Genomic DNA, 14765 nt, shown 5'->3' with positions numbered 1-14765 from the left:
CCCGGCTTGTTTCAGACAGAGGCCGCGCCCGATGAACGGGTGCGGTGCTGCCTTTTAGGAAAGCGATTTTTGGAGGATTATGAATTTTAGCGAACTGAAACTGACCCGCCCCCTGCTGAAGGCAGTGGAGGAACAGGGGTACAAGACCCCTTCGCCCATCCAGGCCAAGGCGATCCCGCCGGTTCTGGCCGAATACGACCTGCTGGGCTGCGCCCAGACCGGCACCGGCAAGACCGCCGCCTTCGCGCTGCCCATCCTGCAGCGGCTGGCCGCCAGCCACCCCTCCCACAAGGGAGTGCGGGCCCTGATCCTGACCCCCACCCGTGAGCTGGCCTTGCAGATCGACGAGTGCTTTGCCAATTATGGCCGGTACCTGAACGTGAGCCACTGCGTGGTGTTCGGCGGCGTGGGCCAGCAGCCCCAGGTGGACGCGCTGCGCCGCGGCGCGGACGTGCTTACCGCCTGCCCGGGCCGGTTGAACGACCTGATCGGCCAGGGCCACGTGGACCTGAGCCGGCTGGAGATCTTCGTGCTGGACGAGGCGGACCGGATGCTGGACATGGGCTTCGTGAACGACGTGAAAAAGGTCATCCGCCACCTGCCCGCCCAACGCCAGAACCTGCTGTTCAGCGCCACCATGCCGAAAGAGATCGAGCAGCTGGCAAACAGCATCCTGAAAAAGCCGGTCACCGTGAAGGTGGACCCGGTGAGCAGCACCGTGGAACGGATCGAGCAGAGCCTTTACTTTGTGAACAAGCCGGACAAAAAGCGGCTGCTGGCCAAGCTCCTGGCCGACCCGGCGGTGACCAGTGCACTGGTGTTCAGCCGCACCAAGCACGGGGCCAACGCCATCGCCACCTTTTTGAACAAGCAGGGCATCGGGGCGGCGGCCATCCACGGCAACAAGAGCCAGAGCGCCCGAGTGGCCGCGCTGGACAGCTTCAAGGCGGGCAAGATCCGCGCCCTGGTGGCCACCGACATCGCCGCCCGGGGCATCGACATCAACGAGCTGTCCCATGTGTTCAACTTTGACCTGCCCGAGGTGCCCGAAACCTACGTGCACCGCATCGGCCGCACCGGCCGGGCCGGGGCCGAGGGCGTGGCCATCAGCTTCTGCAGCCCGGAGGAGAAGGAATACCTGGCGGGCATCGAAAAACTGAACCGGAAAAAGATCCCGGTGCTGGAGCTGCCGGACCTGGGCGAGCGCCCGGAGCCCGCTGTTCCGGCCCAGCCCGCACCTCGCCCGGAGCGCCAGAAAGCAAAGCCCGAGCAGCGGGTGGAAAAACCAAAAAAAGAACAAAAGCAGGCTGAAAAAGCGCCTGAAAATCAGCAGGAGGTTAGCATCGTGGAAGAAAAGAACACCCAGGCTGGCCAGCCCCTCTCGGCCAGTGCAAAGCGCCGCCGCCGCCGTCGCCGTGCGGCAGGTAAGGCTGCGGAAGCGGCAGCCCAGGAAAACGCAAAGCGGGAGGAGCGCGGCGAACGCCCGGAGCGCAATGAACGGAATGAGCGCCCGACGGAAAAGCAGGCCGCAAAGCAGGCTCCTTCCAATCGGGAAAAGGCCCAGAGCGGCCGCGGCCAGCAGAAGAACGCCGCCCGCCCCGAGCAAAAGCAGAGCCAGCGGAATTCCGGCCGCGGCCAGCAAAAGCCCGCCCGGGCGGAAAAGCAGCCCCGGCAGACAGCCCCGGTGAAGGACGAGGACCCGGGCCTGCTACTGATCTCCCGCAAGCCCCCGGCCCAGAAGTTCGCCAGCTTTGAGGAGTACATGAAGAGCCACGGCGGCTTCTCCGAGCCCATCGAGGGCGAGGCGGAGGAATGAGCGGCTTCGTATGCCCGGTGTGCGGCAAGCCCCTGAGCGAGAGCGGCGGCGCGGTGCGCTGCGCGGCGGGCCACAGCTTTGACAAGGCCAAGGAGGGCTATGTGAACCTTTTGCTGGCCAGCCGGATGCGCACCAAGGCCCCCGGCGACAGCAAGGAGATGGTGGCCGCCCGCAACCGTTTTTTGAACGGGGGCGGCTATGCCCCCTTCGCCGCCGAGCTGGCCCGGCTGTGCGCTGAGCTTGCCCGCAAAAAGGGCGGCGTGCTGCATATCCTGGATGCAGGCTGCGGCGAGGGCTATTACGACGGGGCCATCTGCGCCGAATTGGAGCGGCAGGGCCTGGCCTTCCGACTGGCCGGGTTCGACATCAGCAAGGCCGCGGTGCGGCTGGCGGCAAAGCGTAAGCTGCCCGGAGCGCAGTTCGCGGTGGCCAGCAGCTTCGCCGCCCCGGTGGAAAGCGGCTGGGCCGACGTGGTGCTGAACATCTTTTCTCCCTTCGCGGGGGAGGAGTTCCACCGCTGTCTCGCGCCCGGCGGCACCCTCATCTATGCGGTGCCCACTGCGGATCATCTGATGGGCCTGAAAGACGTGCTCTACGACGAGCCCTATGAAAACCCCTGCCAGCAGGTGGAATACCAGGGCTTTGCCCTGGCCGGGGAGACCCGGGTGGAGGGGTGCATCACCGTGGAGGGGCAGGCCATCGGCGATCTGTTCGCCATGACCCCCTATTACTGGAAGACCCCCTCCGAGGGCAGTGCCCGTCTGGCCCGGCTGGAGCGGCTGGAGACCCCCATCGGGTTCCGCTTTTTACTCTACGACCGGCGAGATTGATAAAAAAGAATCATTTTTGTTGCCGCTGCAACACAGAGGTGCTTTTATTCGCCGTATAATAAGGTGTATTTTAAAAAGAGGAAGCGCAAAGCGGCGGTCGCCGCGAAGCGCACGGCAATATTATCAACAAGGCGGCCAGCCCGCCCGATAAAGGAGAGAATCGACAATGGGAGCATTACAGGCAAAGGAAAACATTTGGTGGGTCGGCGTGCAGGACCCTGATCTGCGCGTGTTCGATATCGTGATGTACAGCGAGTACGGCACCAGCTACAACGCCTACGTGGTGAAGGGCACCGAGAAGACCGCCGTGTTCGAGACCGTAAAGGCCAAGTTCTTCGACCAGTACCTGGAGAACCTGAAGGAGGTCTGCGACCCCTCCACCATCGACTACATCGTGGTGGGCCACACCGAGCCCGACCATGCCGGCGGCGTGGAGAAGCTGCTGGCCCTGGCCCCCAATGCCACCGTTGTGGGCAGCGCCACCGCCCTGACCTTCCTGAAGGAGATCGTGAACCATCCCTTCAAGAGCCAGGCCGTGACCGAGAAGGACCAGATCGACCTGGGCGGCATGCATCTGGAATTCCTGAGCGTGCCCTTCCTGCACTGGCCGGACAGCATGTACACCTACATCCCCGAGGCCAAGGCTCTGTTCACCGTGGACTCCTTCGGCTGCCACTACGCCGACGACCGTGTGTTCAACGACCAGATCGAGGGTGACTTCGAGGCCGCTTACAAGTACTACTTCGACAACATCATGGGCCCCTTCAAGCCCTTCGTGCTGAAGGCTCTGAACCGGATCAAGGATCTGGACATCGAGTTCATCGGCAACGGCCACGGCCCCGTGCTGCGCACCAACCTGCAGCACTACTTCGACCTGTACCGCAAGTGGGCCACTCCCGTGAAGAAGGCCCCCGAGGACCGGAACGTGGTCATCGCCTACGTTTCCGCCTACGGCTACACCAAGCAGCTGGCCGAGACCATCGCCGAAGGCCTCGCGGACGGCGGCGTGCAGCACATCCAGATGTTCGACCTGGTCACCGACGACAACGCCGCTGCCAAGGCTGCGCTGCAGTCCTCCGACGGCTTCCTGCTGGGCAGCCCCACCCTGGTGGGCGACGCCCTGCCTCCCATCTACGAGATGCTGGTGGGCCTGAACCCCATCATCCACCGCGGCCTGCCCGCCGCCGCCTTCGGCAGCTACGGCTGGAGCGGCGAGGCGGTTCCCAACCTGACCGCCCGCATGGAGGCTCTGAAGCTGGGCCAGCCCCTGCCCGGCCTGAAGATCCGCTTCAAGCCCAGCGACGCCCAGCTGGCCGAGGCCCGTCAGTATGGCCGCGACTTCGCCGCCGCCGTGCTGAAGTAAGCATAACTCCCAAAAGCAAGCAAAAAGGACCGATGCGTTTCGCATCGGTCCTTTTCTTGTGTGATTAAAGATCGTCCGCGTCCTGCTGGGGCATCTCGCCGGGGATGGCGGGCATGCCGGTGTAGCTGCCCTCCGGGTCGTCCTTCGCGGGGCGGGCGGCTTTCAGCACCTGCTGTGCTGCCTTGGGAATGGGTGCGGAATCCTGTTTTTTCATGGCATATCGCCTCCTTTGGTATATACTCTGCCCAAATGGCCCATGCTGTATGCGCAAATCTATGCAAAGGAGCGATGTGCATGCAAAACGGCCCCAAGGCCTTCTGGCTTTCGTTTTTTCTCACCCTGGCCATTCTGGTCCCGCTGCTGGGGGGCTTTGTGCTGTACGGCCTGTGGCAGCAGGGTACCGCCGCCCCGGCCCAGATCGCCCAGAGCGGGGTGCCGGTGGGCAGCCCCACCCAGGAAAACGACCACACTCTCTTTGTGGCAGTGGCCGCCGAACAGCCCGGCTTTGTGCTGCTGCGGCTGGACGGCGTGAACAATGTGATAAGAGTCTGCCCGGTGCCTGCGGCTAGTGTGGTGTCCGCCCCCAGCGGGCCCACCCTTCTGCGGGACAGCTACCAAAGCGCCGGACCCGGCCGGGCGGCGGAGCTGCTGAGCCAGACGCTGAACATCCAGATCGACCGGTATCTGGCCATCGCCCCGGCCAGTTTGGGCACCGCCTGGAACGGCATGGAGCCGCCCCGGGTGAACCTGACCGGCCTGCTGGAACCCCAGGAGCTGGCGACCCTGGGCCTGAGCGAGGACCCGGTGGTGAGCCTTGCGCCGGAAAGCGCCTCGGAGTTTCTGGCAAAGCTGGCCGCAGAGGGGGTTCCGCCCGCCCGGCTGGAGCGAGTCCGGGGCGCGGTGTGGGATGCAGCCCTGCGCCAGCAGCTGCCGAGCCTTTCCACCACCCTGATCGAGGGCCTGCGCAAGGCCAGCAGCACCCTGCTTTCCGACCTGACGGTCACCGATCTGTACGACATTCAGGACACCCTGAACTGGCTGGCCCGCCAGCAGGCCCAGGTGGAGGTGGAGGTCATCCCCGGCCGCTGGGGCGACGCGGGGGACCGCTACGAATTCACCGAGGACAGCATGGCCAGCGCCAGCGGCTGGTTCGTGCAGCGCCAGCAGCCCAGCGAAAGCCCGGCCCTGGCCACGCCCCAGCCATCGGCGGGCGCTTCGGCAAGTCCGGCGCCCAGCCCCACGCCCGAGCCGTCTCCCGGCCCCTCGGGGCAGGCGGCAGCGGCGCAGCCGGTCAGCCCGGTTCCCACGGCCACGGCCCAGCCCTCTGCCAGTCCCACGCCGCCCCCGGTGAGCGGGGCCCCGGCGGGGGCGCTGGGCTGAACAGCTCAATCCCAGAGCCGGGCCAGCAGGGCGGCCAGCGGTTCGATCTGTTCACTGGCCAGCGCGCCGTAGCCCGCCACCAGGGTATTGGGCGGGCAGGAGGTGGTGGTGCAGTATTCCGAAAGACCTGTAATTCGTATCCCCTCGGCCCGGGCCAGACGGACCAGCTCCGCTTCGCCCGGGCCGTTTTTTACCTGGATCAGCAGATGCAGACCGGTGTGCTGACCGGAAAAGTGCAGCCGCCCCGGCCCAAAGGCTGCGTTCAGCGCACCGGTGAGGGCCTGCATCCGGGTGCGGTACTGGCCCCGGCAGCGGGCCAGGTGGCGGGTGAAGTGGCCCTCCTGCAAAAACACCCGCAGGGTCTGCTGCTCGAACCGGCTCACGGTGGAGGAGTAAAAGCCGAACTCCTCCTCAAAGCGGGCCAGCAGGCCCCGGGGCAGCACCATGTAGGCAATACGGATGCTGGGGGCAAGACTGCGGGAAAAGGTGGAGAGATACACCACCGGCCCGCCGCTGCCCGCCATGCCCTGCAGGCTGGGCAGAGGGCGCAGCTCGAACCGAAATTCCGAGTCGTAGTCGTCCTCGATGATGTACCGCCCCGGCTCGGCCAGCGCCCACTGCAGCAGCGCCGCCCGCCGCCCGGCGGGCATCACCGCGCCGGTGGGGAACTGGTGGCTGGGGGTTACATAGGCCAGGCGGGCGTTTGTCTCAGCCAGTTTTTCCACCACCAGGCCCTGCTTGTCCACCGGCACCGGCACGCAGTCCATGCCGCTGCTGTGCAGAATGCGCTGGGTCCGGCTGTAGCCCGGGTCCTCCACAGCGGCCGGGCCCTCCACCAGCCGGGCCAGCAGGCCCAGCAGGTACTCCACTCCCGCGCCCACCACGATCTGGTCCAGGGCGCAATCCACCGCCCGGTAGGCCCGCAGGTAATCCGCAATGGCTCCGCGCAGGTCCTCGTCCCCCTGGGGATGACCGCGGGTGAGCAGCTGGGGCTGGGAATAGAGCAGCTCTTTTTGAATACGACCCCAGGTGCGGAAGGGGAAGAGGGCGGTGTCGATGCCGCCGGTGGAAAGATCATACCGCCACACCGGCACGTCGGCGGGCCGGGGCGCGGGCGCGGGGCCGGGCAGGGCGGTCTTGGGGCCGGTGTAGCGCTGCACGAAAAAGCCGGACCGGGCCCGGGCTTCCAGGTAGCCCTCCGCCACCAGAAGCTGATAGGCGGTGTCCACCGTGTTCACGCTCACCGAGAGCTCCGCCGCCAGGCTGCGCTTGCCCGGCAGCCGTTCGCCGGGAGCCAGCTCTCCCTGGCGGATCTGGGCTACGATGGCCCGGTACAGCTGGTCATACAGCGGCCCGCCCCCGGCCTGGGCGGCAAAGGAAAGCTGAAACATACAGACAAACTCCTCTCTTTTGCTCAGTGAAGCGGTAAAACTGGACCCATAAAAAAGTTATCTTCTGGATATTATCATGGGTTCAGAATCCGGTATAATATGAGCATAGAGAACGGGGCGAAAAAAGTCAAGGTAAAAACAGCCCGCCCCGCCGGGAGGCATATCTATGGAAAAGAAGTTTTGGAGCGTGCAGCGGCTGGCGGTGTTCGGCCTGATGAGTGCGCTGGTATTCGCGTCCAGCTGGATGCAGATTCCCATTGGTGATGTGAGCCGGGTACATCTGGGCAACGGCTTCTGCGCTTTGACCGGCCTGCTGTTCGGACCCTGGGTGGGCGGTCTTGCCAGCGGCATGGGCAGCATGCTGTTCGATTTCACCAACCCCCTGTACATCGCCGAGAGCTGGATCACCTTCCTGACCAAGTTCTTCATCGGCTTCGTGGCCGGTCTCATCGCCCGCAAGGGGATGGGCAAAAGCCCGGCAGCCCAGCGCGTGTGGGACATTGTAGCCGCGGTGGCGGGCACCCTCACCTATGTGGTGCTGTATCTGGGCAAGAGCTTCATCATGATGTATTTCATCGAGCGGCAGACCCTGGGCGCGGTGCAGGTGCAGCTGGTCACCAAGCTGCTGAGCAGCCTGATCAACGCGGGCGCGGGCGTGCTGGTGGCAGTGATCCTGGCCGGGGCGCTGCGTCCGGCGCTCAAGCGGGCGGGGCTGTTCCGCAAGCAGCTGCTGTGCTGAATTTCATCTGGAATCCAAGGGGCCGGGGATATTTCCCCGGCCTGTTTTTTTGTTCGACGGCCCTCGTTTGACTTTTGCCCGCCCGCCGCGATACAATAAATAGTACATTTACATCCGCGCGGGGCGCGGGCGGCCGCAGGGCCGCGAAACGGAGGGCGAAACATGAACACAGCGCGTCAGGTGCTTTTGATCTACAATGCGGCCGCGGGCAAGCGGCGGGTGGCACAGGAGCTGGAACCCATCATCACCGGGCTGACCCGGGCGGGCTGCCTGGTCACCGCCTGCCCGGTGGGCGAGGGGCCCGGCGCGCCGGAACTGCTGGCGGCATACCCGGACCGGTTCGACGCGGTGGTCTGCTGCGGGGGCGACGGCACCCTGCATTACATGGTGAACGATGTGATGGGCCTGCCCCGGCCGCTGCCGGTGGGGTATCTGCCCTTCGGTTCCACCAACGACTTTGCCGCCTCGGCGGGGCTGCGCCGCTCTTTGGAGGAAAACTGCGCCGCCATCGGGGCCTTTTCGCCCCGGGCGCTGGACCTGGGCCGGTTCAACGAGCGGCATTTCTGCTATGTGGCGGCCTTCGGAATGTTCACGGCGGTGTCCTACCAGACGCCCCAGGCCACCAAAAACCTGCTGGGCCATTTTGCCTACGTGCTGGAGGGTGTGCTGCGGCTGGACCTCTCTCAGGGCTGGAAGGCAACCATCCAGGTGGATGACCAGACCCTGGACGGCGAATTCTGGTACTGCTCGGTGAGCAACTCCCGTTACATCGGGGGCATGGCGGTGCCGGAGCAGAGCGCGGTGAAGCTGGACGACGGCAGCTTCGAGGTGATGATCCTGCGCAAGCCCCAGACCCTGCCCCAGGCCCGGCGGCTGGTGACGTGCCTGATGAGCCAGAAGCCGGACGGCGAGCTGCTGTATCTGATGCAGGCAAAGCATGTGCGGGCGGTGTTCGACGAGCCCACCGGCTGGACGCTGGACGGCGAGGCAAGCCCCCAGGTGATGGAGGCGGACATCCGGGTGGAGCCGAGGCGGCTGGAGCTGCTGGTTTGAAGCCAAAGGCAATACCGCGCAATTTCAGGCGATGCGCCGCCTGAGCCCATCAGGCGTGAATTGTGCGGCGTTGCCCTAAGAAAAAAGGGCGGAGAACGGCGTTTCTCCGCCCTTTTTCTGCGCCAAAGAGAGGGCTCAGAGGGAAAAGATGGCAAAAAAGGTGAAAAATTTGCGCGGCCGGGCGTTTTTTCGCCGTATTGTTTGCGCCCCGGGGGAAAATAGTGTAAAATAGCTTGGTACGAGTAATTTTCCCGACTGAAAAAAGAAAGGTGAACGAATCGTGGCATCCAATCGTAAACGTGCGCCCTGGCAGAGAAAACTGCGGGCGCTGCTTCAAAAGCCGGCGGCTCTGCCCATCCTGGCGGCGGTCTGCGGCTTGATTATCGTGGTCATCGCGGCCATCGTGGTGTGGTTTACCGTGCTGGGCGGAAAGTCTGCCACTTCCGACGGCTCCAGCTGGTCCGAGCCCGCCAGCGATGCTTCCTACGACGCCACCGCCGACAAGGTGGACGTGGAGGCCTACAAGGGCACCGTGCTGCCCGAGAGCGAGGACGCCGACCAGGAATACCTGGACGAGACCCTGTTCCTGGGCGACTCCAACACCGTGCGCTACATGGTCTACGGCCCGGAGGGCAGCGAAGAGCCCTTTACCACCATCGACAACAACATCGGCGTGGTGAGCATGGGCGTGCAGCAGATCGACAGCCTGAAGTGCGAGAACTTCGTGGGCCGCTCCTCGGCGGTGACCATGCCCGAGGCGGTGGAGATCATGCAGCCCCGCCGGGTCATCATCGGCTTCGGCACCAACAACCTGACCATGGATGTGGATACCTTCATTGAGGAGTACAAGAAGGGCCTTGCCGCCATCCACGAGGCGTACCCCTACGCGGACATCATCGTGAACGCCATCCCCCCGCTGGACAAACAGCGCAGCAACACCGCTCTGAGCATGAAGCAGGTGGACACCTTCAACAGCGCCATCGTGCAGATGTGCGAGGAGGAGGGCTATAAGTATCTGGACAGCAGCCAGGCTCTGGAGGACCCGGTCACCGGCTGGGCCAAGACCGACTACACCCTGAGCGACGGCGTGCATCTGAGCCAGAACGGCGTGCGCGCCCTGTTCGAGTATATCAAGACCCACGCCTACATCACTGAGGACACCCGTCCCAAGCCCTTGAAGAAGGTGCCCGAGGTACAGGGCGTTACCCCGAACCTGATCACCAGCGATCCCATCGCGGTGCGGGGCGAGAACGGCCAGGCCAGCACCAAGGTGCCGGTGGAGTTCGTGTGCAGCGAGGGCGGCAGCCTGAGCGGCGCCACCAGCCAGATGGTGGCCAAGGGCGGCACCTGCAGCACCGTGACCGCCGTGCCCGACGAGGGCTGGGTATTCGCGGGCTGGGCAGCCACCATCGGCAGCACCGGCGGCAGCGGCGAGAGCCTGACCTTCACGGTGCCCGGCGATGCGGACGCCAACGGCGTAATCATCACCGCCTACTTCGAGCAGGTGGAGGCCGAGCCCACCGCGACTCCGGAGCCCACCGCGACGCCCGCCCCCACGGCTTCGCCCAGTCCGAAGCCGCAGCCCACGCAGGCCCCGGCTACTCCGGCTCCTGCCACTCCGGCCCCGGCGACTCCGGAACCGCAGCCCACGCAGGCTCCGGCTACTCCGGAACCGCAGCCGACCCAGGCTCCGGCCACTCCGGAACCCGTACCTACCGAAGCACCCGCACCGGAACCCGCGCCCAGTGAACCTGCGGTGACCGAGCCGGGCGAGTCCAAGCCCGCCCCCGCGCCGGAAGACACGGAATCCGTTCCGGCCTCCACAGCGGGCTGACCTTACATAAAAAGCGAAGAGGCCGAAGGGTCTCTTCGCTTTTGTGTGTAATTGCCCCAAAATCTATAACAGAGGATGGACAACACTATGAAAACCAAAGCCAACAAGCAGGGTCTGATGCGGCGCTTCTGGCCCTACCTGCGCAAGTACCGGCGCATCCTGATTCTGGACCTGTTCTGCGCGGCCCTCACCACATTGTGCGACATGGTGCTGCCGCTGATCATGCGCTATCTGACCAACACCGCCACCACCGACCTGGCGGCCCTCACCGCCCAGGTGGTTCTGCAGCTGGGCGCCTTGTATCTGGTGCTGCGGCTCATCGACGGCGCGGCCAACTATTACATGGCGGACATGGGCCACGTGATGGGCGTGTATGTGGAGACCGACATGCGCCGGGACGCCTTCGCCCACCTGCAGCGGCTGGGCCATACCTATTATTCCAACACCAAGGTGGGCCAGATCATGGGCCGCATCACCAACGACCTGTTCGATGTGACCGAGTTTGCCCACCACTGCCCGGAGGAGTTCTTCATCGCGGCCATCAAGATCGCCGCCTCCTTCGTGATTCTGTGTCAGTCCAGCGTGGCGCTGACCCTCATCCTCTTCGCCTGCGTGCCCCTGATGGCGGTGGTGTCCACCATCATCAACCAGAAGATGCGGGCGGCCTTCCGCCGCCAGCGGGTGCAGATCGGCGAGCTGAACGCCCGCATTGAGGACAGCCTGCTGGGCGAGCGGGTGGTAAAGGCCTTCGCCAACGAGGAAGTGGAGAAGGAGAAGTTTGAAAAGGACAACGCCGCCTTCCAGGCCATCAAGAAGCAGAGCTACCGCTACATGGCCGCCTTCCAGACCAGCACCCGCCTGTTCGACGGCCTGATGTATTTGGTGGTGATCGTGGCCGGCGGACTGTTCCTGGTATACGGCAAGATCGATCCGGGCGATATGGTGGCCTACATGCTGTATGTGACCACCCTCATCGCCACCATCCGCCGCATCGTGGAGTTCGCCGAGCAGTTCCAGCGGGGCATGACCGGCATCGAGCGCTTCTGTGAGATCATGGACGCGGATGTGGAGATCTTCGACGAGCCGGACGCAAAGCCCCTGGACGTGAAGGCGGGCGCCATCCGGCTGGAGAACGTGAGCTTTGAATACCCGGACGACCACAACCAGGTGCTGCGGGATGTGAACCTGTCCATCCGGCCCGGCGAGAAGGTGGCCCTGGTTGGCCCCTCCGGCGGCGGCAAGACCACCCTGTGCAACCTGATTCCCCGCTTCTACGATGTGACCGGCGGCCGCATTTTGATCGACGGTCAGGACGTGCGCAGCGTGACCCTGAAAAGCCTGCGCAGCGCCATCGGCGTGGTGCAGCAGGATGTGTACCTGTTCAGCGGCAGCGTGTATGAGAACATCGCCTACGGCAAGGTGGGCGCCAGCCGGGAAGAGGTGATCGCCGCCGCCAAGCTGGCCGGGGCCCACGAGTTCATCACCCAGCTGAAAAACGGCTACGATACCTATGTGGGCGAGCGGGGCGTGAAGCTGTCCGGCGGGCAGAAGCAGCGCATCTCCATCGCCCGGGTATTTCTGAAGAACCCGCCCATCCTGATTCTGGACGAGGCCACCAGCGCGCTGGACAATGAGAGCGAGGTGCTGGTGGGCAAGAGCCTGGAGCAGCTGGCCAAGGGCCGCACCACCCTGACCATCGCCCACCGGCTGACCACCATCCAGCACGCGGACCGCATCCTGGTGCTGGGCGCCGAGGGCATCGAGGAAGAGGGCACCCACGAGACCCTGCTGGCAAAGCAGGGCGTGTACTACCGGCTGTGGAACGGCCTGGTGGGCGCGGAATAAACCTGATTTTATGAGAAGGCCCCGGGCGGCAGCACGCCGCCCGGGGCCTTTTTTCGTTCCGCGTGCATAAACTGGAAATTCTGGCAGATACTACGAATTACAATACCAATCCAAAGAAGGAGTCTGCCATGAAAGCAACAGGAATCGTGAGACGCATCGACGATCTGGGCCGGGTGGTCATTCCCAAGGAGATCCGCCGCACCCAGCGCATCCGGGAGGGGGACCCGCTGGAGATCTTCACCACCGGCGCAGGGGAGGTCATCTTCAAAAAATATTCCCCCATGGGCGAGCTGGCGGGCTTTGCTGGCCAGTACGCCGAGGTGCTGAACCGGTCGCTGAGTTTGACCGCCCTGGTCTGCGACCGGGACAGCATCATCGCCGCCGCGGGCGGGTCCAAGCGGGACTACCAGGAGCGGGGCGTGAGCATCCCGCTGGAGCGCATTATGGACCGGCGCAAGCCCTTCTGGCACAGCGGCAAGGCCGAGGAGTGCGTCTTCCCCTGCGAGGGATCGGACAAGCACATCCTGGGCGCCTGCCCGCTGCTGGCCGGGGGCGATGTGGCGGGCGCGGTGCTTCTGCTCTCGGCCGACAAGAGCGCCCGCCCCAGCGAATCGGAGCAGGCCGCCTTGCAGATCGCCGCGTCCTTCCTGGCAAAGCAGGTGGAGGACTGAAGCGCCAACTTTCCGGCTCCCACGGCCAGCACCGGCCGCGGGAGCCTTCCTTTTGCCCCGCAATCATCAGAGAGTGTGAACAAAGCATGAAACTTTTAAAATTTTTGCGCACCCTCTTGACAGCTGTATAAAATGGAGTAAAATAGACTTAGCACTCGGGAACATAGAGTGCTAAAACAACAAGCGAAAGAGGTGAGGACCTGTGCCGATGGATGATCGAAAGCAGCGTGTGCTGGAAGCGATCGTTGCTCTGTATACCGAGGGCGGCGAACCGGTGGGCTCGGGTCTTCTGAGCCAGTATCTGGATATGGCAGTCTCCAGCGCGACGTTGCGCAACGAGATGGCCGCCCTTACCAAGCTGGGCCTTCTGGAGCAGCCCCACACCAGCGCGGGCCGGGTGCCCAGCGCCAAGGGCTACCGGTATTACCTGGATCATCTGATGCAGCCCAAGGCGGGTTTGAGTCCCCGCCAGAAGGCCCAGATCGACCAGGTGTTCGCCCGGCTGGATTACGAGCCGGATAAGCTGGCAGAGGGCGCGGCCAAGGCGCTGGCGGAGCACACCGGTTACACGGTGGCCGCCACAACCCCCCGGTCCGACGATCTGCGCATCGCCCATTTCGAGGTGGTGCAGGTGGGCCGCTATTCCGCGGCGGTGCTGGGCGTGACCAGCGCGGGCGGAGTGCGCACCCGGGTGGCCCGGCTGGAGACCTGCTTTTCCCGGCAGGACGCGCAGCTGGTTGCCATGGCGCTGAACCGCGGGCTGGCATTCATTGCCCCGGCGGATCTGAGCGCTCAGCGGCTGGCGGCTGTGACCGCCAGCATGGGCGAGCGTGGCCCGGCTCTGTACCCGGTGGTGCAGGCCGCCGCGGCGCTGCTGAGCGAAGCCGCCAAGGCGCGCACCTATCTGGAGGGCCAGCAGTATCTGCTGCGGTGGCCCCAGCTGGAAAGCTGCCTGCCCGGCGTGCTGGAATTGTTTGCCGATCAGGAAAAGGCGGGCCGGTTCATCACCCCGCCCACCGGCCGCACCTCGGTGCTGCTGGGGGAGGATATGGAAAACCCCATGCCCGGCCTTTGCGTGATGGGCAAGCGGTATCTGGCAGGCGGAGGGCTCACGGGAGCCATTGCGCTGCTGGGCCCGGTACGGATGCCCTTTGAACAGCTGATCCCCATTTTGGAATATTATGCCTTGAAGCTCGGCGAATGCATGGCCGGCAAGGCGCAGGAGGACAATACATGAGCGAAGAGATGAAGAACCCCGCCCAGCAGCCCGAAGAGCAGCCCGCGGAGGAGACCAAAGCCGAGACCGGCGCCGCTCCGGAGGAGAACGCCGAGCAGGAGCCCAAGAAGCACGGCAAGGAAAAGAAAAAGGACCTGGCCGCCGAGCTGGAGGCCGCGAAGGCCCAGGCACAGGCCGCCGAGACCGCACTGAACGCCGCCAAGGACCAGCTGTTGCGCACCGCCGCTGAGTATGAGAACTTCCGCAAGCGGTCCGCCCGCGAGCAGGACGCCGCCTTCAACAACGGCGTGGGCTTCGCGGTGAGCCAGATCCTGGCGATCCTGGACACCCTGGACATGGCGGCTAACGCCCCCACCACCGACGAGAACTACAAAAAAGGCGTGCTGATGACGCTGGACAAAGCGGCCGCCGCCTTCAAGGTGCTCAAGGTGGAGGAGATCCCTGCACTGGGCCTTCCCTTTGACCCGGAGGTGCACAGCGCCGTGATGCAGCAGCCCGCGGCCGAAGGCCAGGAGAGCGGCACCGTGGTGCAGGTCTTCCAGAAGGGCTACAAGCTGGGCGACAAGGTCGTCCGCCACGCTACCGTTGTGGTGGCTGAATAAGTCA

13 protein-coding genes are annotated in these 14765 nt (G+C 64.6%); 11 read left to right on the top strand and 2 right to left on the bottom strand.

Annotated elements, in window-relative coordinates:
- The first annotated feature begins 79 nt into the window (after nt 1-79).
- From B5G03_RS06275 to B5G03_RS06265, 3 genes are all read left to right on the top strand, one after another.
- The gene (locus B5G03_RS06275) at nt 80-1816 is read left to right on the top strand and encodes a DEAD/DEAH box helicase (protein WP_087180894.1); all 1737 of its coding nucleotides are present in this window, start codon (nt 80-82) and stop codon (nt 1814-1816) included.
- Complete coding sequence (locus B5G03_RS06270; RefSeq protein WP_087180893.1) at nt 1813-2646, top strand: putative RNA methyltransferase; 834 nt, start codon at nt 1813-1815, stop codon at nt 2644-2646. Before B5G03_RS06275 ends, B5G03_RS06270 begins: the two co-directional genes overlap by 4 nt.
- A gap of 166 nt (nt 2647-2812) precedes the next feature.
- Complete coding sequence (locus B5G03_RS06265; RefSeq protein WP_087180892.1) at nt 2813-4009, top strand: FprA family A-type flavoprotein; 1197 nt, start codon at nt 2813-2815, stop codon at nt 4007-4009.
- Nucleotides 4010-4073: 64 nt separating this feature from the next.
- Here B5G03_RS06265 and B5G03_RS17375 read toward each other — a convergent pair whose 3' ends face one another.
- Complete coding sequence (locus tag B5G03_RS17375; RefSeq protein WP_162613356.1) at nt 4074-4223, bottom strand: hypothetical protein; 150 nt, start codon at nt 4221-4223, stop codon at nt 4074-4076.
- 80 nt (nt 4224-4303) lie between these two features.
- Here B5G03_RS17375 and B5G03_RS06260 point away from each other — a divergent pair, with 80 nt between their 5' ends.
- Complete coding sequence (locus tag B5G03_RS06260; RefSeq protein WP_087180891.1) at nt 4304-5389, top strand: hypothetical protein; 1086 nt, start codon at nt 4304-4306, stop codon at nt 5387-5389.
- Between the two features lie 5 nt (nt 5390-5394).
- On the opposite strand, the gene pdxR is transcribed toward B5G03_RS06260, so the two are convergent.
- Nucleotides 5395-6780, bottom strand: a complete 1386-nt coding sequence (gene pdxR, locus B5G03_RS06255) for a MocR-like pyridoxine biosynthesis transcription factor PdxR (RefSeq protein ID WP_087180890.1) — start codon at nt 6778-6780, stop codon at nt 5395-5397.
- Nucleotides 6781-6946: 166 nt separating this feature from the next.
- Here pdxR and B5G03_RS06250 point away from each other — a divergent pair, with 166 nt between their 5' ends.
- The 7 genes from B5G03_RS06250 (at nt 6947) to B5G03_RS06220 (ending at nt 14761) form a co-directional block, all read left to right on the top strand.
- Nucleotides 6947-7519 (top strand): ECF transporter S component, encoded by a 573-nt coding sequence (locus tag B5G03_RS06250; RefSeq protein WP_087180889.1) that lies wholly within the window; start codon nt 6947-6949, stop codon nt 7517-7519.
- A gap of 162 nt (nt 7520-7681) precedes the next feature.
- Nucleotides 7682-8572, top strand: coding sequence for a diacylglycerol/lipid kinase family protein (locus tag B5G03_RS06245; RefSeq protein ID WP_087180888.1), 891 nt, complete (start codon nt 7682-7684; stop codon nt 8570-8572).
- A gap of 280 nt (nt 8573-8852) precedes the next feature.
- Nucleotides 8853-10406, top strand: a complete 1554-nt coding sequence (locus tag B5G03_RS06240; protein ID WP_087180887.1) for an SGNH/GDSL hydrolase family protein — start codon at nt 8853-8855, stop codon at nt 10404-10406.
- A gap of 87 nt (nt 10407-10493) precedes the next feature.
- On the top strand, nt 10494-12251 hold the full coding sequence (locus tag B5G03_RS06235; RefSeq protein WP_242962314.1) for an ABC transporter ATP-binding protein: 1758 nt from the start codon (nt 10494-10496) through the stop codon (nt 12249-12251).
- Between the two features lie 128 nt (nt 12252-12379).
- Nucleotides 12380-12922: a stage V sporulation T C-terminal domain-containing protein gene (locus B5G03_RS06230; RefSeq protein WP_087180885.1), complete on the top strand. Its 543-nt coding sequence runs from the start codon at nt 12380-12382 to the stop codon at nt 12920-12922.
- A 208-nt stretch (nt 12923-13130) separates the two neighbouring features.
- On the top strand, nt 13131-14159 hold the full coding sequence (gene hrcA, locus B5G03_RS06225; protein WP_087180884.1) for a heat-inducible transcriptional repressor HrcA: 1029 nt from the start codon (nt 13131-13133) through the stop codon (nt 14157-14159).
- A complete protein-coding gene (locus B5G03_RS06220) occupies nt 14156-14761 on the top strand; it encodes a nucleotide exchange factor GrpE (RefSeq protein ID WP_087180883.1) in 606 nt (201 codons plus the stop codon). The genes hrcA and B5G03_RS06220 overlap by 4 nt, the downstream gene beginning before the upstream one ends.
- The last annotated feature ends 4 nt before the right edge of the window (nt 14762-14765 follow it).

The organism is Gemmiger sp. An50 (genome assembly GCF_002161595.1).
Taxonomy (GTDB): Bacteria; Bacillota; Clostridia; order Oscillospirales; family Ruminococcaceae; genus Allofournierella.
The sequence above is the reverse complement of the archived record's forward strand: the minus strand, read 5'-3'. Positions and strand labels throughout refer to the sequence as shown.